The sequence below is a fragment of the Streptomyces sp. NPDC054842 genome (genome assembly GCF_053611025.1).
In genome coordinates this window covers 96,352-114,149 of record NZ_JBSGZN010000024.1, presented here as the reverse complement: position 1 = coordinate 114,149, position 17,798 = coordinate 96,352, and the positions used below count along the sequence as shown (strand labels likewise).

Genomic DNA, 17,798 nt, shown 5'->3' with positions numbered 1-17,798 from the left:
TGGATCTCTCTTCGATAACGTCTGCGTGATCATTCGGTGGAGGGTGGAACGTAGAGAAGGGGAGTGTGCGTTCCTGTTGACGTAGCGCGTGTCCAGACAGAGGAACGCGGTTCACGGGGGTGGCACCGAGCGGCGCACGAGCGTGTGCGGTCGCGGAACAAAGACGACGAAGGGGCCTCAGCGCAATGGCTGGACTCGCCGATTCCGGTTCCAACCCCGACGTCAGCCTGCTCTACGACATCAATGGCCTGGCCAAGGACGCGCCGCACTGGTTCGACCGCGTCATGGAGTTCGTGGGCGAGTACGGCCTGCTGCTCGCCATGGTGCTGCTCGTGCTCTGGTGCTGGTGGACGGTCCGGCGGCGCGGCGGGGAGAGCGCGGCCCCGTCGGTGGCCGCGCTGGTCTGGGCGCCGCTGGCCGCCGGCATCGCCGTCCTGGTGAACGTACCGATAAGGGGTTTCGTCGAGCGCCCGCGGCCCTTCGTGGACCACCGCGGACTGGACGTCCTGGTCTCCGGGAAGAACGACTTCTCGTTCGTCAGCGACCACGCCACCCTCACCATGGCGATGGGCGTCGGCCTCTTCGTCGCCCACCGCAAGTTCGGCCTCGCCGGCATCGGCCTCGCGCTCCTGGAGGGCTTCTGCCGGGTCTACATGGGCGTGCACTACCCGACGGACGTCGTCGGCGGCTTCGCCCTCGGCACCGCCGTCGCCCTGCTGCTCTCGCCGCTCGCCATGGCCCTGCTGACGCCCGTCGTCCGGGCGGTGGAGCGGTCCCCGCGGGCCGGCCGGCTGGTCCGGGCCCGCGGTGCGGTCACCGTCGAGCGGGACGCGATCGTCCCGGGGGCCGCTGTCACGGAGCGGCCCGAGGACCGGGACCTGGCGGCCTGAGAGGCGCCAGGGGCGTCAGAGCGCCTGCGGGAAGGTGAAGAAGCGGTCCGGGTCGTACTGCTTCTTCAGCGCCGTCAGGCGGGGCGCCGCGTCCCCGTAGTACGCCGTGCGCCAGTCGGTGAGGGTCGGGTCCGTGTAGTTCTGGTACGCGGCGCCCGAGGCGTGCCGCGCCATGGCGTGGTGGGCGGTGTCCAGCCAGCCCTGGGCGCTGGTGCCGGAGGTGCCCGCCCGCCACGAGGCGATGTACTGGGCGAGCATCCGGGAGCGGCGGTGGACGAAGGCCGTCGCCGTCGGTGAGACCCGGTTGACGGCTCCGCCGAGCGCGGTGAGCGCGATGCTGCCGGAGCCGCCCCGGACGCCCGCCACCTGGGTCAGGAGCGTCTGCACCCCGGCCGCCGGGATCGAGCGGTCGAAGAAGTCGGAGCGGGCCGCGTAGGTCTCCCGGCCCAGCGCGCCCCGCGGGCTGCGCCCCGGGGTCGAGCCCGGCAGATGGCACTGGGCGTCCTCGGCGAACGCGGAGCAGCCCGCGTACACCTCCATCGACTCCTCGTACGAGCGCCTCTTGAGCGAGACACTGCGGGCCGGGGCGCCGATCCGGTCGGCCAGCCGGTCCACGGCGTTCTGCAGCTCGCCGTACGTGCCGAGGGAGAACGCGGAGACGGAGACCGTGGGGGTGCCGCCCGGGGCGGCCGCGAGGTGGCAGGAGGACCAGATCTCGTCGGGCTGGCCGGGCCCCCACTCCTGCCAGGCCTTCACCACGGCGGCGGCCCTGGACCACGGCCAGGACATGTACGCCGTCACGCACTGGGGTGCCGGACGGGTCCGGAAGCGCAGTTCGGTGACGACGCCGAAGTTGCCGTTGCCCGCGCCCCGCAGGGCCCAGAAGAGGTCCTTGTGCTCGCTCGCGCTCACGGTGAGCCGCTTGCCGTCGGCGGTGACCAGGGTCGCGCCGGTGAGGTTGTCGCAGGTGAGGCCGTACGCCCGGGAGACGACGCCGTGGCCGCCGCCGAGGGTCAGGCCCGAGACGCCGACGGTCGGGCAGGAGCCGGCGGGGATCGTGACGCCCTTCGCGGCCAGCGCCCGGTACACGTCGATCAGCTTGGCCCCGGCGCCGACGACGGCCTCGCCGCCCGAGGCGCGGATCCGGCTCAGCCGGGAGACGTCGACGACGAGACGGCCGTTGCCGGAGGACCAGCCCGCGTACGAGTGGCCGCCGTTGCGGATCGACACCTTCACGCCGTGCGCGCGGGCGTAGGCGAGGGCGGTGCGGATGTCGTCGGTGTGGGACACGTAGGCGACGGCGGCGGGCTTCAGGCTGTCGAAGCGGGTGTTGTAGAGCTGGTGGGCGACGGGCCAGGAGCCGTCGCCCGGGCGTATCAGGGGCCCGTCGAGGTCCCGGGACAGGGCGGTCCAGTTCGCCGCCGCCGCGGCGGCGTGGGTGGCCGGGGAAGCGGTGCGGGACGTGGTGTGCTCCGCCGGGGCGCCGCCGACGCCCGCCCGGTCGTGGCCGCTGCACGCGGTCGTGGCCCCCGCCGTCAGCGCGGCCGTGGCCCCGCCCATGAATGTGCGCCGGTACATGTGTGCCCTCCCGATCGCTCCCGCTCCCCTGGGACGAGACGGGGTGGCGGACCCGCGGGTTCCCTCCGGAACCGTACGCGCGCCGCGGCGAGGGACTTTGATGTCCTTCGCCCCTTTTCGCCCCGTTCCCCGAGGCCGCGCCCCGGAACACTCCTGTCGCCCGGCGCGCTCCCCGCAAACCCCGGGACGGTCCGGGAGGGCGGATCAGCCGGACTCGGCGTGGGCCGCCGCGTCCGTTCTGGCCAGGCTGCGGGCCCTTCTCGCCGGACCGCGCCAGCCGCAGGTGCAGCGGGCCAGACAGAAGCGGCCCTGCTCGACCGTGGTCGTGCGGTGTTCCCGGGAAGCGTCCACCTCGTTCTGCTGCGCCACGCCGACACGTTACCCAAGGCAAGTGAACGGCCGGAGTACGCGTGACGGGGACTGATACCCGTCGTTAACCGGGTCACAGGGGGCCCGTGGACGGATGGACCGGCTTGGGGGTAGGCAGGCGATGGTGGAGCGGGAGCACAGGCGGACCGGACCGGCACTCGTCGCCGTCGTCGCCGCGCTGGGTGTCGCGGTCTGCGGTACGGGGTGTTCGGGCGGCGGGGCGGCCGCCGAGGAGGGGCACACCGGCGCCGACGCCGTCGAGGTGCTGCGGGGGTCGGCCGCCGCCCTGGTGCGGGCGGGCAGCTCCAAGGCCCGTACGTCGATGGAGATGGCCACCGGCGGGACCCGCGTCACCATCCGCGGCGAAGGTGTCTACGACTTCGAAGGGCGCCTGGGCCGACTGAAGGTGATGCTCCCTCAGGACCCGGCGGGCGCTCCCGGTCACCGGCCCATCACCGAACTCCTGGCGCCGGGCGCGCTGTTCATGAAGAACCGGGGCGCCGGGGTGCCCGCCGACAAGTGGGTGCGCGTCGACACGGCCGGCCTCTCCGACGGGAACCTGGTGACGGGCGGGGCCACCGACCCGTTCGCCGCGGCGGAGTTGCTGCGCGGGACGCGCACGGCGGCGTACGTCGGACGGACCGAGGTCGCGGGCACCCCGGTCCGGCACTACCGCGGCACCGCCGACCTGGCCGTCGCCGCGAAGGCGGCCTCCGACGGACACCGGCAGGCGCTGAAGGCGGCGGCGAAAGGGTTCGCCACCGTCCGGGTCCCCTTCGACGCCTACCTCGACGACGAGGGGCGCATCCGCAAGGTCCGGCACCGCTTCAGCTTCGTGAACGGCGTCCGCGAGGACTCGGTCGCGGTCGCCTCGACGACCCTGCTGTACGCCTTCGGGACCCCGGTGGACGTGAGGCTCCCCGGGTCCGCCGACATCTTCGCGGGCCGGATCGCCGAGCCGTAGGGCATCGTGGAGGGGCGGGAGAGGCCGGAATGCGCGGGGCCGGAAATGGTCCGTTGGTGCCATGCGCGTCGTGTAGGCCGCTCCCTACTCTAGGAAGCCGGTGACGGCAGGAAGAGGTGAGGTACGTGGCTCCGGTCGGCGGTACGGCGGTTCAGGACCACGTGGCCCTCGCCGAGATCGAGCTGTGCGGAGACCTGATCATCGCGGCCTCGGCCGCCGACGAGGACCGGCTGAGCCTCGAGAGCATCGACGCGGTGCTGAAAGTGGCCGAGGAACGCGCCTCCGGCGAGGACGCGCACTCTTAGGCGGCGTCCGCGACCTGGGCGGTGCCGCCGAGGTAGTGCGGGGCACGGCGCCGGCCCTCCCGGGCGCGGCACGGTCCGCGCCCCTCTTCGGTCCTTCCCTCGCCCGTCCCGCCCCTCGGGTCCCGCTCCGGGGCGACGGCGCCGCGGCTCAGGTGCGCAGCAGGCGGCCGATGGCCTTCGTGGCCTCCTCGACCTTCGCGTCGATCTCGGCGCCGCCCTTCACGGCGGCGTCCGCGACGCAGTGGCGCAGGTGCTCCTCCAGGAGCTGGAGCGCGAAGGACTGGAGGGCCTTGGTGGAGGCCGAGACCTGGGTGAGTATGTCGATGCAGTAGACGTCCTCGTCGACCATGCGCTGGAGGCCGCGGATCTGGCCCTCGATCCGGCGCAGCCGCTTCAGGTGCTCGTCCTTCTGCTTGTGGTACCCGTGCACGCCCCGGTCGTGGTCGGTCAGGGTGTCCTCGGGCTGGCCGGAGGGCGCCGTCGCGCCGGCCTCGGTGGTCGTCATCGCGTCCTCCTGTGGATCCGGCGGCAAACCCGTCCGGTTCGCCGGTTACATATACCCCTGGTAGGTATATGGTATCGAACTTCGCGGGGTATGTGGCCCTTGCCCGGCGCCGGGACCGGGACCCCGTGCCGACCACTGTGCCCGATGGGCGACACTGGGGGACGGCCGGTTAGCCGTGGCCGGATGATGCGCCTAGCATCAGCCTGACCGAAACAAAAGGACCCCGAGGACCCCACGTGCGCTTTCGTCTGACCCCCAGGGAGACGAGCTTCTACGACATGTTCGCCGCATCCGCGGACAACATCGTCACGGGCTCGAAGCTCCTCATGGAACTGCTCGGGGCGGACTCCTCCGCCCGGGCCGAGATCGCAGAGCGTATGCGGGCCGCGGAACACGCCGGTGACGACGCCACGCACGCGATCTTCCACCAGCTGAACTCCTCGTTCATCACGCCGTTCGACCGCGAGGACATCTACAACCTCGCCTCGTCCCTCGACGACATCATGGACTTCATGGAGGAGGCCGTCGACCTGGTCGTGCTCTACCAGGTCGAGGAGCTCCCCAAGGGCGTGGAGCAGCAGATCGAGGTGCTGGCCCGGGCGGCGGAACTGACCGCCGAGGCCATGCCCAACCTGCGGACCATGGACAACCTGACCGAGTACTGGATCGAGGTCAACCGCCTCGAGAACCAGGCCGACCAGATCCACCGCAAGCTGCTCGCCCAGCTCTTCAACGGCAAGTACGAGGCCATCGAGGTGCTGAAGCTCAAGCAGATCGTGGACGTCCTGGAGGAAGCGGCGGACGCGTTCGAGCACGTGGCGAACACGGTGGAGACCATCGCCGTCAAGGAGTCCTGACCTCTTCATGGACACCTTCGCGCTGATCGTGACCATCGGGGTCGCGCTCGGATTCACGTACACGAACGGCTTTCACGACTCGGCGAACGCCATCGCCACGTCGGTCTCCACGCGGGCGCTGACCCCGCGGGCCGCGCTCGCCATGGCCGCCGTGATGAACCTCGCGGGCGCCTTCCTCGGCAGCGGGGTCGCGCACACCGTCAGCAAGGGCCTGATCGAGACGCCCGAGGGCTCGAAGGGGATGGGCATCCTCTTCGCGGCGCTCATCGGCGCCATCGCCTGGAACCTGATCACCTGGTACTTCGGGCTGCCGTCGTCCTCGTCCCACGCCCTGTTCGGCGGCCTGGTGGGCGCCGCGCTGGCGGGCGGCACCGGAGTCATCTGGTCCGGCGTCCTGGACAAGGTCGTCATCCCGATGTTCATCTCACCGGTGGTCGGCCTGATCGCCGGTTATCTGGTGATGTGCGCGATCATGTGGCTGTTCCGCCGGTCCAACCCGCACAAGGCCAAGCGCGGTTTCCGGATCGCGCAGACGGTCTCGGCGGCCGGCATGGCGCTCGGGCACGGTCTGCAGGACGCCCAGAAGACGATGGGCATCGTCGTGATGGCCCTCGTCATCGGCGACGTGCAGGGCGCGGACGACCCGATCCCGGTCTGGGTGAAGATCGCCTGCGCCGTGATGCTGTCGCTCGGTACGTACGCCGGCGGCTGGCGGATCATGCGGACGCTGGGACGCAAGATCATCGAGCTGGACCCGCCGCAGGGCTTCGCCGCCGAGACGACGGGGGCGTCGATCATGTTCGCCACCGCGTTCCTCTTCAAGGCGCCGATCTCGACCACGCACGTCATCACCTCCGCGATCATGGGCGTCGGCGCGACGAAGCGCGTCAACGCCGTGCGGTGGGGCGTCGCCAAGAACATCATCCTGGGATGGTTCATCACCATGCCGGCGGCCGGTGTCATGGCCGCGGTGAGCTTCTGGATCGTGAACGTGGCGGTGCTGTAGCGCCACGGAGGAAGGGGCGGCACAGGCGGATACCGCCGGTGCCGCCCCTTTCGCGTGCCCTTCCGTTTCCCGTGCCCTGTCGTCCCGGTCGCGGGCTGCGCACCCGCGCCCCCGGCGCGCTTCTCGCTCGTCCTGCTCCGCAAGTGGGAAGCGGGCCTTCCCCCGGAGCGGGAAGCGGGCGCTCCCCTCAAGCGGGGAAGCGGGCCTTCCTCTGCGACCGAAAGCCGGCGCTCCCCTGGAGCGGACAGCGGGCGCTCCCCATGGAACAGGAAGCGGGCCCTCCCCCGGATCAGGGGAGGGCCCGCTTCTTTGTCCTCGCGGTGGCACCGCCATGCAGCACCGCGAGGGGCTGGGGGAGGAGGTCCGGCTCAGCCGAAGCGGCCGGAGATGTAGTCCTCGGTGGCCTGGACGGACGGGTTGGAGAAGATCCGCTCCGTGTCGTCTATCTCGATCAGCTTGCCGGGGCGGCCGACCGCGGCCAGGTTGAAGAAGGCGGTGCGGTCGGAGACGCGGGCGGCCTGCTGCATGTTGTGCGTCACGATGACGATCGTGAAGCGCTCCTTGAGCTCCCCGATCAGGTCCTCGATGGCGAGGGTGGAGATCGGGTCGAGGGCCGAGCAGGGCTCGTCCATCAGCAGGACCTGGGGCTCGACCGCGATGGCGCGGGCGATGCACAGACGCTGCTGCTGGCCGCCGGACAGGCCCGAGCCGGGCTTGTTGAGGCGGTCCTTGACCTCGTTCCAGAGGTTCGCGCCCTTGAGGGACTTCTCCACGACGTCGTTCAGCTCGGACTTCTTGTACGAACCGTTCAGGCGCAGGCCCGCCGCCACGTTGTCGAAGATCGACATGGTGGGGAAGGGGTTGGGGCGCTGGAAGACCATGCCGACGGTGCGGCGCACGGCGACGGGGTCGATGCCCTGTCCGTACAGGTCCTCGTCGTCCAGGAGGACCTTGCCCTCGACGCGGCCGCCGGGGGTGACCTCGTGCATGCGGTTCAGCGTGCGCAGGAAGGTCGACTTGCCGCAGCCGGAGGGGCCGATGAAGGCCGTCACCGAGCGCGGCTCGACCGTCATCGAGATGTCTTCGATCGCCTTGTGGGCGCTGTAGTAGGCGGTCAGCCCGCTTACGTCGATTCGCTTGGCCATGTGGATCACTGCTTCTTTCGAAAGGTTCGGGTCGCTGATGGCCGCGTCAGCGGCCCGTCTTCGGGGCCTTCCAGCGGGCGATGCCGCGGGCCGCGAGGTTCAGGATCATGACGAAGGCGATGAGGGCGAGTGCCGCCGCCCAGGCCCGGTCGTAGGCCGCGCCGGAACCGGCGCTGTTCGCGTACTGCTGGTAGATGTACAGCGGCAGCGAGGCCTGCGGGTCCTTGAAGGGGTTGCTGTTGATGAATCCAGTACCCCACACCAGCAGCAGTACGGGCGCGGTCTCACCCGTGATGCGCGCCACGGCGAGCATCACACCGGTGATGATGCCGCCGATGGAGGTCGGCAGGACCACCTTGATGATGGTGCGCCATTTCGGCACGCCGAGCGCCAGGGAGGCCTCGCGCAGCTCGTTCGGGACGAGCTTGAGCATCTCCTCCGTGGAACGGACCACCACGGGCATCATCAGGATCGCCAGGGCGAGCGAACCGGCGAAGCCGGAGTAGCCCATGTCCAGGATGAGGATCCAGAAGCTGAGGACGAAGAGGCCGGCGACGATCGACGGGATGCCCGTCATGACGTCGACGAAGAAGGTGACGGCCTTGGCGAGCCCGCCCCGCCCGTACTCGACCAGGTAGATCGCGGTGAGGACACCGACCGGCACGGCGATCAGGGTGGCGATGCCGACCTGCTCCAGGGTGCCGAGGATGGCGTGGTAGATACCGCCGCCGGGCTCGGTGTCGGCGACCACACCCATCGAGTGGGTCAGGAAGTAGACGTCGAAGACCTTGATGCCGCGCTTGACGGTCTCCCAGATCAGGGAGGCCAGCGGGATGACGGCGATCAGGAAGCAGACCCAGACCAGGCTGGTGGCGACGCGGTCCTTGGCCTGCCGGCGGCCCTCGACGCGCGCCGCGATGGCGTACGTGCCGAACACGAACAGGAGCGCGGCGATCAGGCCCCACTGGACGCGGCTGTCGAGGCCGCCTGCCAGGCCGATGACCACCGCGAGGACGACGGAGCCCACGGCGATCCCCCACGGGGACCACTTCGGCAGCTGCGCGCCGCGCAGGCTGCTGGGGCGCTTGTCGGTGACGGGTGCGTGGCTCATGCGTTGGCCCCCGAGTACTCCTTGCGGCGGTTGATGATCATGCGCGCCGCGCCGTTGACCAGCAGGGTGATGACGAACAGGACGAGACCGGAGGCGATGAGCGCGTCCTGTCCCAGTTCGGTGGCCTCGCTGAACTTGCTCGCGATGTTCTGTGCGAAGGTGCCGCCGCCCGGGTCGAGCAGGCTGGCGTTGATGTCGAAGGTCGGGGAGAGGACCGTGGCGACGGCCATCGTCTCGCCGAGCGCGCGGCCGAGGCCCAGCATCGAGGCGGAGATCACGCCGGAGCGGCCGAAGGGCAGCACCGACATGCGGATGACCTCCCAGCGCGTGGCGCCGAGGGCCAGCGCGGCCTCCTCGTGCATCTGCGGGACCTGGCGGAAGACCTCACGGCTCACGTTCGTGATGATCGGCAGGATCATGATCGCGAGCAGGATGCCGACGGTGAGCATCGAGCGCGGGGCGCCGCCCTGCCACTCGAAGACGCCGGTCCAGCCGAAGTAGTGGTCGAGCCAGCCGAAGAGGCCGTTCATGTGCGGCACCAGGACGAGGGCGCCCCACAGGCCGTACACGATGGACGGCACGGCGGCGAGCAGGTCGATCACGTACGCGATGGTCCCGCCGAACTTGCGCGGCGCGTAGTGCGTGATGAACAGCGCGATGCCGACCGCGACCGGGACCGCGAGCGCCATGGCGATGATCGCCGAGACGACCGTGCCGAAGGCGAGGACCGCGATGCCGAAGTACGGCGGCGTGACGTTGGTGTTCCACTCGAAGGTGGTGAAGAAGTTGGCGTCGTCCTTGCTGATCGCAATGGACGCGCGGTAGGTGAGGAAGGCCGCGATGGCGGCCATGATCACCAGGAGGAAGATGCCGGACCCGCGGGAGAAGCCGAGGAAGATCCGGTCTCCGGGGCGGGTGGCACCGCGGGCGGCATTCTTCTGCTCGGCCGCGGAAGGCTGGGGGGCAGGAGGCGGTGCCTCTGCGGTACGTGTCGATATGTCCATCAGGATTCTCCGGTCTGCGGAGCCGGTTCGGGTGGCGGCTCCAGGCGGCGGTGCACCGGACGGTGCGGCCCGCCTCGGGGAGGCGGGCCGCACACTCAGGTCAGCTCAGGCCCGCGATGGTCTCGCGGACCTTCGTGATGATCTCGTCGGGGATCGGGGCGTACTTGGCGTCGGTCAGCTGCTGCTGGCCCTGCTCGCTCGCGATGTAGGTGAGGAAGGACTTGGTGGCGGCCAGGGTGTCGGCCTTGTTGCCCTTCTCGCAGACGATCTCGTAGGTGACCAGGGTGAGCGGGTAGGCGCCCTCCTCGGTCGGCTTGTAGTTCAGCTCCAGCGCCAGGTCCTTGCCGGTGCCGGCGACCTTGGCGGTGGCGATCGCCTTGGTGGCGTTCTCCACGGTGGCCTTGACGGGCTCGGCGGCCTCGGTCTTGATGTCGACCGTGCTGATGCCGTCACCGGCGTACGAGAGCTCGAAGTACGAGATGGCGCCCTCGGTCTGCTTGACCTGCTGGGCCAGGCCGGAGGAGCCCTGAGCGGACTGGCCGCCCTTGGCCTGCCAGGCCTTGCCGCCCTCGTACTTCCAGTCGGAGGGGGCGACGGCCTTCAGGTACTTGGTGAAGTTGTCCGTGGTGCCGGAGTCGTCCGAGCGGTGGAACGTCTGGATCTTGGTGCTCGGGAGCTTGGCGTCGGCGTTCAGCTTGGCGATCGCCTCGTCGTTCCACTTGGTGATCTTGCCGTCGAAGATCTTGGCCAGCGTGGCGGCGTCCAGCGTCAGGCTGTCGACGCCCGGGACGTTGTAGCCGACCGCGATCGGGCCGCCGACCATCGGCAGGTCGATGGCCGCGTTGTTGTCGCAGGCCTTCTTGGCCGCGGTGACCTCTTCGGGCTTCAGCGGCGAGTCGGAGCCCGCGAAGGCCGTCTGGCCCTGGGTGAACGCCGTGATGCCGGCGCCCGAACCCGTCGGGTTGTAGTTGATCTGCACGCCCTTGCAGGAGGCCGAGTACGCCTTGATCCAGGCGTCGATCGCGTTCTTCTGCGCGGAGGACCCGGAGGCCTGGAGCTGGCCCTTGGCGTCGTCACACTTGATGGCGCTGTTGCCGGCCGTGGCCGAGGAGCTGCCCTCGTTGCTCTTGCCGGTGTCGTCCGAGCCGCACGCCGTGAGGGCCAGGGCGCCGGAGACGGCGACAGCACCGAGGGAGAGGGCGCGAAGCCGGTTCTTGCGCTGAAGCTTCACTTTCGGGAGTTCCTTCCAGGAGCCGCCTACTGCTGGCGGCGCGCGAGATCGGTGTCATGCGGGCACCGCTTCCAGGAAGCGGTCCGCACCGGGTAAGGCCGAAATTAGGCAGAACAGGTGAAGCCGCCGACTGGCGTGAGTGAACGGGGGGTGAACCCCTGAGGGCGGTGCGGTGAGGTCACGGAACGCTTACGTCGAGGACACGGGTCGGTTTCGGACAACTCGGGTGACTCCGGTCGCCGCGGAAACACTAGGCAACCGGACACCGACATCCGGGTTTCCACGCTCGCCGGCGGCCGTGCGGGGGCCCGGATACCTCCGCCTGCCGTACGTCCGTGCGGTCGCCCCGGCTCGCGGAGCGCCGCCGCCCGGTGTACGGACCCGGCCGTCTCCGCGCCCGGGTACCCCCGTCCGGCGTACCCGCACGGCCGTCCGGGTGCCCGGGTGCCCGGGCGCCCCCGGGCCGGCGCGACGGCAGGGGCGCCGGCCGGGCTCAGGTCAGGTGCAGCGCGGAGAGCAGGGCGTCGACCAGGTCGCGGTCGCGGGGCTGCGTCAGGCGGGCGCGGGCCTCCGCGGGGGAGAGCCACAGGATCCGGTCGACCTCGCGGTTCGGCGTGAAGCCGCCGGCCCGTGCCTCGGCGGCCCAGTAGCGGACCTCCTTGGGACGGCCGCCGGCGACGTAGCGCAGGACGGGCAGGGCGGCGCCGGGCTCGGCCGCGTAGCCCGTCTCCTCCTCGACCTCGCGCAACGCGCCGGCGAGGGGGTCCTCACCCGGCTTCAGCTTGCCCTTCGGGTGGGACCAGTCGTCGTACTTGGGCCGGTGGACCAGACAGAGCCGCAGGTCGCCGGTGCCGGGGAAACGGCGCCAGAGCACGCAGCCCGCCGCCCGGATCGTGGTGTCGGTCATGCGTCACGGCCTCCTCCCGCCCCGCTCCGGCCGGAGCCGGCCGTGCGTGGCTCGATCGCGCGGTCAGGCGGTGCCCACCGCGGCCTTCTGCCAGGACTGCTGGAACGCGAACCTGGCCGCCTCGACCTCGTGCCGCTGGTCGGCGTGGAGCACGCCGAGGGCGTACGCCGTCGCCGGGGCGATGCGCGGGGTGCGGGCCGCCGACGCGGCGGCCGAGGCCGCCTCCGCCGCGTCCCGGTGCTGGTTCAGGGCCCGGCCCGCGTTCAGCAGGCGGACGTCCAGGGGTCCCTCGCCGCCGTGCAGCACCTCACGCGCGTAGCGGTGCAGCCGCAGCAGCAGGCGGACCTGGTGCCAGGGCGCGTCCTGCGGCTGGGGCGCCGTGTCGGCGGAGAGTCCGTGCACGAGGGCCTCGGCGTTGTAGGGGTGGCCCGCCGTGATGAGGGGCAGGGCGGTGACCGCGTCGCACAGGCGGTCCTCGGCGGCGGCGGCCGGGCGGCGCAGGTCGGCGGAGGCCGCGCCGGGGGTGAGGGGGACCTCGCTGGCGAGGACGGCGACGCTGTCGGCGACCGCGTGGAAGCGGCTCGACCCGAGTGCCTGGAGGGCCGCCGAGTGGGCGCGCGTCCGGGCGAGGGTCAGCTGCCGTTCCAGCAGGGCGCCCGCCTTCGCGGCGCCCACGGTGAGGTGGCCGCGGTCCGGGAGCCCGGGGGCCGGCAGGGCCGGGCCCGTGCCGGCCGCCCCGTCCGCCGCGGCGAGCCGGCCGGCCGCGGCGGGGGCCGTCCGGCCGGCGGAGGAGGCGGACTGGGTGGGGAAGGCCACGGACCCGGACAGCCGGTGCAGGGCCAGCAGCAGGCGCTCCAGCCGGGCCGCGTACGCGTGCTCGCGGGCCAGCGTGCCGGACAGCCAGGCCAGTTCGGGCCGCATGGACTCCGACCACTCGGCGTCGAGCAGCGGCCGGAAGGTGTGGAGGGTGCCGCTGATGCGGCGGGCCGAGCGGCGCAGGGCGCGCGCCGCGTCGACGGTCTCCTGCGAACCGTTGCCCCCGGGCCTGGGCTTGGCCCGCGCGGCGGGGCCGCCGTCCCCGCCCGCCTCGCGGTGCTGCCGCAGCGAGCGCAGGAACTCCGTGGCCTGGGCCCGCAGATAACCCGCGAGTGCCTCCCCGGTGGGTGCGCCCCGCAGCTCTTCGAGGTCCCCGCCGGACGGGGCCCGCCCTGCGGAGGGCCCCGCGGTGGGGCCCGTGGGGTCAAGGTGTCGCTGTGCCACGCCGGCGCCTCCGGGCGTCTATGAGCATCTCCTGGACGTTGCGCAGGGGCTGGCCGTCCGCGTCGGTCGCGTGCCGGGTCCACTCGCCGTCGGGGCCCAGGTGCCAGGAGGAGGTCGTGTCGGACATGCCGGTCTCCAGCAGCCGGTTCAGGGCGGCCCGGTGGGCCGGGTCGGTGACCCTGACCAGCGCCTCGATACGGCGGTCGAGGTTGCGGTGCATCATGTCGGCGCTGCCGATCCACACCTCGGGCTCGCCGCCGTTGCCGAAGCCGAAGACCCGGGAGTGTTCCAGGAAGCGCCCGAGTATGGAGCGGACGCGGATGTTCTCGGACAGGCCGGTGACGCCCGGGCGGACGGCGCAGATGCCGCGCACCCACACGTCGACGGGGACGCCGGCCTGCGAGGCGCGGTACAGGGCGTCGATGATCGCCTCGTCCACCATCGAGTTGACCTTGATGCGGACGTGGGCGGGACGTCCGGCGTTGTGGTGCTGGACCTCCTTGTTGATCCGCGAGATCAGGCCGTCGCGCAGGGACTTGGGGGCGACGAGCAGACGGCGGTAGGTCTCCCGGCGGGAGTAGCCCGAGAGCCGGTTGAAGAGGTCCGAGAGGTCCGCGCCGACCTGCGGGTCGGCGGTGAGCAGGCCGAGGTCCTCGTAGAGCCGGGCCGTCTTCGGGTGGTAGTTGCCGGTGCCCACGTGGGAGTAGCGGCGCAGCGTGTCGCCCTCCTGACGGACCACGAGGGAGAGCTTGCAGTGCGTCTTGAGGCCGACGAGCCCGTAGACCACGTGGCAGCCCGACTCCTCCAGCTTGCGGGCCCACTTGATGTTGGCCTGCTCGTCGAAGCGGGCCTTGATCTCCACCAGGACGAGGACCTGCTTGCCGGACTCGGCCGCGTCTATCAGCGCGTCCACGATGGGCGAGTCGCCGGAGGTCCGGTACAGCGTCTGCTTGATCGCCAGCACGTCCGGGTCGCCGGCCGCCTGCTCCAGGAACGCCTGCACGGAGGTGGAGAAGGAGTCGTACGGGTGGTGCAGCAGGACGTCGCGCTCGCGCAGGGCGGCGAAGATGTCGGGCGCGGACGCCGACTCGACCTCCGCGAGGTCGCGGTGGGTGCCGGCGATGAACTTCTGGTACTTCAGCTCGGGCCGGTCGAGGTGGCTGATGCCGAAGAGGCCGGTGAGGTCCAGGGGACCCGGCAGCGGATACACCTCGGCCTCGCTGATCTTCAGCTCCCGGACGAGGAGGTCGAGCACGTACCGGTCGATCGACTCCTCGACCTCCAGGCGCACCGGCGGCCCGAAGCGGCGCCGCATCAGCTCCTTCTCCAGGGCCTGGAGGAGGTTCTCGGTGTCGTCCTCCTCGACCTCCAGGTCCTCGTTGCGGGTGAGGCGGAAGGTGTGGTGCTCCAGGACCTCCATGCCCGGGAACAGCTCCTCCAGGTGCGCGGCGATGACGTCCTCGATGGGGACGTAGCGGTCCGGGGAGGCCTCCAGGAAGCGGGAGAGCAGCGGCGGGACCTTGACGCGCGCGAAGTGGCGGTGGCCGCTGACCGGGTTCCGTACCACGACCGCGAGGTTCAGGGAGAGGCCCGAGATGTACGGGAAGGGGTGCGCGGGGTCGACCGCCAGCGGGGTCAGGACCGGGAAGATCTGGTGCCGGAAGAGCGTGAAGAGGCGGGCCTGCTCCTTCTCGGTCAGCTCGTTCCAGCGGACCAGGTGGATGCCCTCCTCGGCCAGCGCGGGGGCGACGTCCTCCTGGTAGCAGGCCGCGTGCCGGGCCATGAGCTCGCGCGAGCGGGCCCAGATCATCTCCAGCACCTCGCGGGGCTGGAGGCCGGAGGCGGAGCGGGTGGCGACGCCGGTGGCGATGCGGCGCTTGAGTCCCGCCACCCGGACCATGAAGAACTCGTCCAGGTTGCTCGCGAAGATCGCCAGGAAGTTCGCGCGTTCCAGCAGGGGCGTGTTCGGGTCCTCGGCGAGTTCGAGCACCCGCTCGTTGAACGCCAGCCAGCTGCGCTCCCGGTCCAGGAAGCGGCCCTGGGGCAGCTGGACCCCGTCCTGCACGGTGTCCTCGTACACGTCGAGGTCGGCGTCGAGGTCCGGCTCGAGGTCGGAGACGTTGGCCGCCACGGTGTGGGGCCGGTGCGCGGCGATGGAGCCCACGGAGGGCTGCGGGTGCTGGACCTGTGCCTGGGCGCTGGGCTGCTTCATGGACCCATTGTTCCGCGCCAGGGGCGTGACGGGCGCGTCGGAGAGGGCGGGCGGGAGCGTCAGGGCGAAACGGCCGCTCCCCCCGGTCTTCCCGTTCTCCGGCGGAGGTGAGGGCTCGGGCACGGCGGGGTTCATTCGGTGAGGGTCGCAAGCCCGTCTGAATCGATGGTTACGGCGACATGACGTGCGGGCTATCGGGGGGCGGCTCCCGGGCGTCCGGGGCGGCGTCGGGGGCCCCGGGAGCCCGGGCGCGTCCCACCCCCGTGGGGACGCACCCGGGCGGGACTCAGGCCGTCCGGCGCCTCAGCAGGGCGTACGACCAGGCGACCGCGAGGGCGGCGACCGCGAGGACGGTCCCGGACTCCACGAGCTGGAGCGGCGATGCATGGGATGCGGGGTGGTAGGTGACCCAGAAGTCGGCGATGCCCTTGTCCGTCATGCAGTGCCTGAGCCGGGCCGGGTCGCCGAACTGCGTACAGGCGTCGCCGCCGACGCGGGCGCCGTCCACGGTGGTCACGCCGTGTTCCAGGACCTGGACGCTCTCGGGCGGGTCGAGTGCTCGCCTGCCGGTGAGCGTCTCGGTGGGCCACAGGCTCGCGCGGTTGACGTTGCCGAGGACGTACACCGTGAGCAGGGCGCCGAAGGAGGCGGCCAGGGCGGGGAGTGCACGGCGCGTCAGCAGGCCCGCGAGGGCGCCGAGGGCCAGGCCGCACAGGGCGTAGGCGGGGGTCACGACGCCGTTGGCGCGGAAGGTGTCCGCGTCGTACCAGCTGCTCCAGAGCACCTCCCGGCCGTCCTCCCACACCCACCGGTGCAGCGCCACGAGGAGAGCGGTGCCGGCGGTGACGAGCAGGGCCGGGACGGCGAGCTTGGCGGTCAGCCAGCGGGCCGGGGTGACCGACTGGGTCCAGGCGAGCTGCGCGGTGCCGCTCTCCAGTTCGCGCGCGGTCAGGGTCGCGCCCGCCCAGACGGCGATCAGCAGGGGCAGGTAGGAGATCGTGAGGGTGCTGAGTCCGACGGCCCAGGAGTTCTGGCTCCACCACGGGCCGGAGACCGTGTCGCAGAAGTCCGTCCCCACGAGGCAGTCGGAGCGGGACTCCGCGAGGGCCTGTTCGAAGCCGGGGCCGTGCGCCCACAGCAGCGCCGCGGACACCACGAGGACCAGCCCCAGCCAGACCCGCAGGGCGGGCCGGTGCAGCCGCAGCACGGCCCAGGACAGGCCGTGCAGGGGGGCGGGCCCGCTCATCCGGCGGTCTCCGTGGCGCGGGCACCCTCGGTACGCCGCTTCAGCACCCGGAAGGCGGCCAGGGCGGTGAGCGCCGTGAGGGCGAGGGCGGCGGCGGTCGCCGTGAGCTGGAGGGGCCAGTAGTGGGAGGCGGGCTGCACGTCGCTGTAGAAGGCGGTGAGGTGGAGCCGCTCGAAGGTGCCGGCGCAGGCCTTGGCGGGATTCCAGGCGAGGGCGCAGCCGGGCTGGGGCAGCTGGGCTCCGGAGGAGTCGAGGACGCCGCGGTCGGTGGCGAGCCCGCCGTACCAGGGGCCCTGCCGGAGGGAGGTGGTCCGGGTGACCGGCGGCCAGAAGAAGGCGCGGTAGCCGTTGAGCGCGTACCAGAGGAGTCCGGTGGCCGCGACGGTGACGGCGAGGGCGGCCAGGGAGCGGCGCAGCAGCAGTCCGGCGAGGGCGCCCGCGGCCAGGGCGAACAGGGAGAGCGCCACCGTGGTCGGGCCGTTCGCCTGGAAGACCAGGATGTCGTGCCAGGCGAGGCCGTTGCCCCCTTGTCCGGCGTCCCACATGAGGTGGTGCAGTACGACCAGGAGGGCGGTCCCCGAGCCGACGAGGAGTGCCGGGACGGTGAGTTTGGCCGCCAGCCAGCGGGCGGGGGAGACCGACTGGGCCCAGGCGAGCTGCGCGGTGCCGTTCTCCAGCTCGCGGGCGGTGAGTGCGGCGCCCGCCCAGGCCGCGACGACCAGCGGCAGGAACGTGACGGTGTAGTGCGCGTACAGGGAGGCGTCCTTGAAGGCCAGGTACGCGTCCTGGTCGTAGGCGCAGGAGTAGTCGCAGGCCCGCAGGTGCCGGTACGCCGCGACCGCGGGTCCGGCGAGCGAGGCGTACGCCCACAGCGTCAGCCCGGCCGCGGCGGCGACCAGGACCGTCCACCCGTACAGGGCGGCGCGGTGCAGCCGCAGCACGGCGCGCGCGGTGCCGAGGCGCGGCGTGGCGGGGTCGGGCCCGTCCTGGGTCCTGGCGGGGGCGAGGGCGGTCATGCGGCGGACTCCTGGTCGTTGGCGTGGGGGGACGGGGTGAGGATCAGGTCGGGGGCCCCGGGGCTGCGCAGGTGCGCGAGCAGCACTTCCTCCAGTGAGGGCGCGGTGGTCTCGCCGGCGCCGGTGAGCGGGCCCCGGGGCCGGACGAGGGCGGTCTGCTGCCGTCCGGTGGTGCGGGACTCGATGACGGTG

General features: G+C 71.8%; 17 protein-coding genes. 5 read left to right on the top strand and 12 right to left on the bottom strand.

All coding sequences use genetic code 11. The features are described 5' to 3' along the window. Positions 1-185 precede the first annotated feature (185 nt). Positions 186-890, top strand: a complete 705-nt coding sequence (locus ACWGIS_RS20390; protein WP_453363835.1) for a phosphatase PAP2 family protein — start codon at positions 186-188, stop codon at positions 888-890. A 15-nt stretch (positions 891-905) separates the two neighbouring features. Here ACWGIS_RS20390 and ACWGIS_RS20385 read toward each other — a convergent pair whose 3' ends face one another. Both ACWGIS_RS20385 and ACWGIS_RS20380 read right to left on the bottom strand, forming a co-directional pair. Then, positions 906-2,468: an FAD-binding oxidoreductase gene (locus ACWGIS_RS20385; RefSeq protein ID WP_453363834.1), complete on the bottom strand. Its 1,563-nt coding sequence runs from the start codon at positions 2,466-2,468 to the stop codon at positions 906-908. Between the two features lie 204 nt (positions 2,469-2,672). Then, on the bottom strand, positions 2,673-2,837 hold the full coding sequence (locus ACWGIS_RS20380) for a hypothetical protein (RefSeq protein ID WP_453363833.1): 165 nt from the start codon (positions 2,835-2,837) through the stop codon (positions 2,673-2,675). Between the two features lie 121 nt (positions 2,838-2,958). Between ACWGIS_RS20380 and ACWGIS_RS20375 the strand changes: the two genes are divergently transcribed. Together ACWGIS_RS20375 and ACWGIS_RS20370 are read left to right on the top strand one after the other, a co-directional pair. Beyond that, entirely contained in the window at positions 2,959-3,801 is an 843-nt protein-coding gene (locus ACWGIS_RS20375) for a hypothetical protein (protein WP_453363845.1), read from the top strand. A gap of 116 nt (positions 3,802-3,917) precedes the next feature. Next, positions 3,918-4,106 carry a hypothetical protein gene (locus ACWGIS_RS20370; protein WP_453363832.1) on the top strand — a complete coding sequence of 63 codons (189 nt, stop codon included), beginning with the start codon at positions 3,918-3,920 and terminating at the stop codon, positions 4,104-4,106. A 148-nt stretch (positions 4,107-4,254) separates the two neighbouring features. Here ACWGIS_RS20370 and ACWGIS_RS20365 read toward each other — a convergent pair whose 3' ends face one another. After that, positions 4,255-4,611 (bottom strand): metal-sensitive transcriptional regulator, encoded by a 357-nt coding sequence (locus ACWGIS_RS20365; protein WP_453363831.1) that lies wholly within the window; start codon positions 4,609-4,611, stop codon positions 4,255-4,257. Between the two features lie 236 nt (positions 4,612-4,847). On the opposite strand from ACWGIS_RS20365, the gene ACWGIS_RS20360 reads away from it, so the two are divergent. Together ACWGIS_RS20360 and ACWGIS_RS20355 are read left to right on the top strand one after the other, a co-directional pair. Beyond that, a complete protein-coding gene (locus tag ACWGIS_RS20360; RefSeq protein ID WP_355783925.1) occupies positions 4,848-5,468 on the top strand; it encodes a DUF47 domain-containing protein in 621 nt (206 codons plus the stop codon). 7 nt (positions 5,469-5,475) lie between these two features. Next, positions 5,476-6,474 (top strand): anion permease, encoded by a 999-nt coding sequence (locus tag ACWGIS_RS20355; RefSeq protein ID WP_453363830.1) that lies wholly within the window; start codon positions 5,476-5,478, stop codon positions 6,472-6,474. A gap of 368 nt (positions 6,475-6,842) precedes the next feature. Here the strand turns inward: ACWGIS_RS20355 and pstB are convergent, their stop codons facing one another. The 9 genes from pstB to ACWGIS_RS20310 form a co-directional block, all read right to left on the bottom strand. After that, positions 6,843-7,619: a phosphate ABC transporter ATP-binding protein PstB gene (pstB, locus tag ACWGIS_RS20350; RefSeq protein WP_453363829.1), complete on the bottom strand. Its 777-nt coding sequence runs from the start codon at positions 7,617-7,619 to the stop codon at positions 6,843-6,845. A gap of 46 nt (positions 7,620-7,665) precedes the next feature. After that, positions 7,666-8,730 (bottom strand): phosphate ABC transporter permease PstA, encoded by a 1,065-nt coding sequence (pstA, locus tag ACWGIS_RS20345; RefSeq protein WP_453363828.1) that lies wholly within the window; start codon positions 8,728-8,730, stop codon positions 7,666-7,668. Further along, positions 8,727-9,734 carry a phosphate ABC transporter permease subunit PstC gene (gene pstC / locus ACWGIS_RS20340; RefSeq protein WP_453363827.1) on the bottom strand — a complete coding sequence of 336 codons (1,008 nt, stop codon included), beginning with the start codon at positions 9,732-9,734 and terminating at the stop codon, positions 8,727-8,729. The genes pstA and pstC overlap by 4 nt, the downstream gene beginning before the upstream one ends. Positions 9,735-9,834: 100 nt before the next feature. Further along, positions 9,835-10,965, bottom strand: a complete 1,131-nt coding sequence (gene pstS, locus ACWGIS_RS20335; RefSeq protein ID WP_453363826.1) for a phosphate ABC transporter substrate-binding protein PstS — start codon at positions 10,963-10,965, stop codon at positions 9,835-9,837. 493 nt (positions 10,966-11,458) lie between these two features. Then, positions 11,459-11,872: an NUDIX hydrolase gene (locus tag ACWGIS_RS20330; RefSeq protein WP_453363825.1), complete on the bottom strand. Its 414-nt coding sequence runs from the start codon at positions 11,870-11,872 to the stop codon at positions 11,459-11,461. A 63-nt stretch (positions 11,873-11,935) separates the two neighbouring features. Then, positions 11,936-13,132, bottom strand: a complete 1,197-nt coding sequence (locus ACWGIS_RS20325; protein WP_453363824.1) for a CHAD domain-containing protein — start codon at positions 13,130-13,132, stop codon at positions 11,936-11,938. Further along, positions 13,113-15,479 (bottom strand): RNA degradosome polyphosphate kinase, encoded by a 2,367-nt coding sequence (locus tag ACWGIS_RS20320; RefSeq protein WP_453363823.1) that lies wholly within the window; start codon positions 15,477-15,479, stop codon positions 13,113-13,115. Before ACWGIS_RS20320 ends, ACWGIS_RS20325 begins: the two co-directional genes overlap by 20 nt. Positions 15,480-15,630: 151 nt before the next feature. Further along, a complete protein-coding gene (locus ACWGIS_RS20315) occupies positions 15,631-16,590 on the bottom strand; it encodes a hypothetical protein (RefSeq protein WP_453363822.1) in 960 nt (319 codons plus the stop codon). Further along, positions 16,587-17,606: an ABC transporter permease gene (locus ACWGIS_RS20310; RefSeq protein ID WP_453363821.1), complete on the bottom strand. Its 1,020-nt coding sequence runs from the start codon at positions 17,604-17,606 to the stop codon at positions 16,587-16,589. The genes ACWGIS_RS20315 and ACWGIS_RS20310 overlap by 4 nt, the downstream gene beginning before the upstream one ends. Positions 17,607-17,798 lie beyond the last annotated feature (192 nt).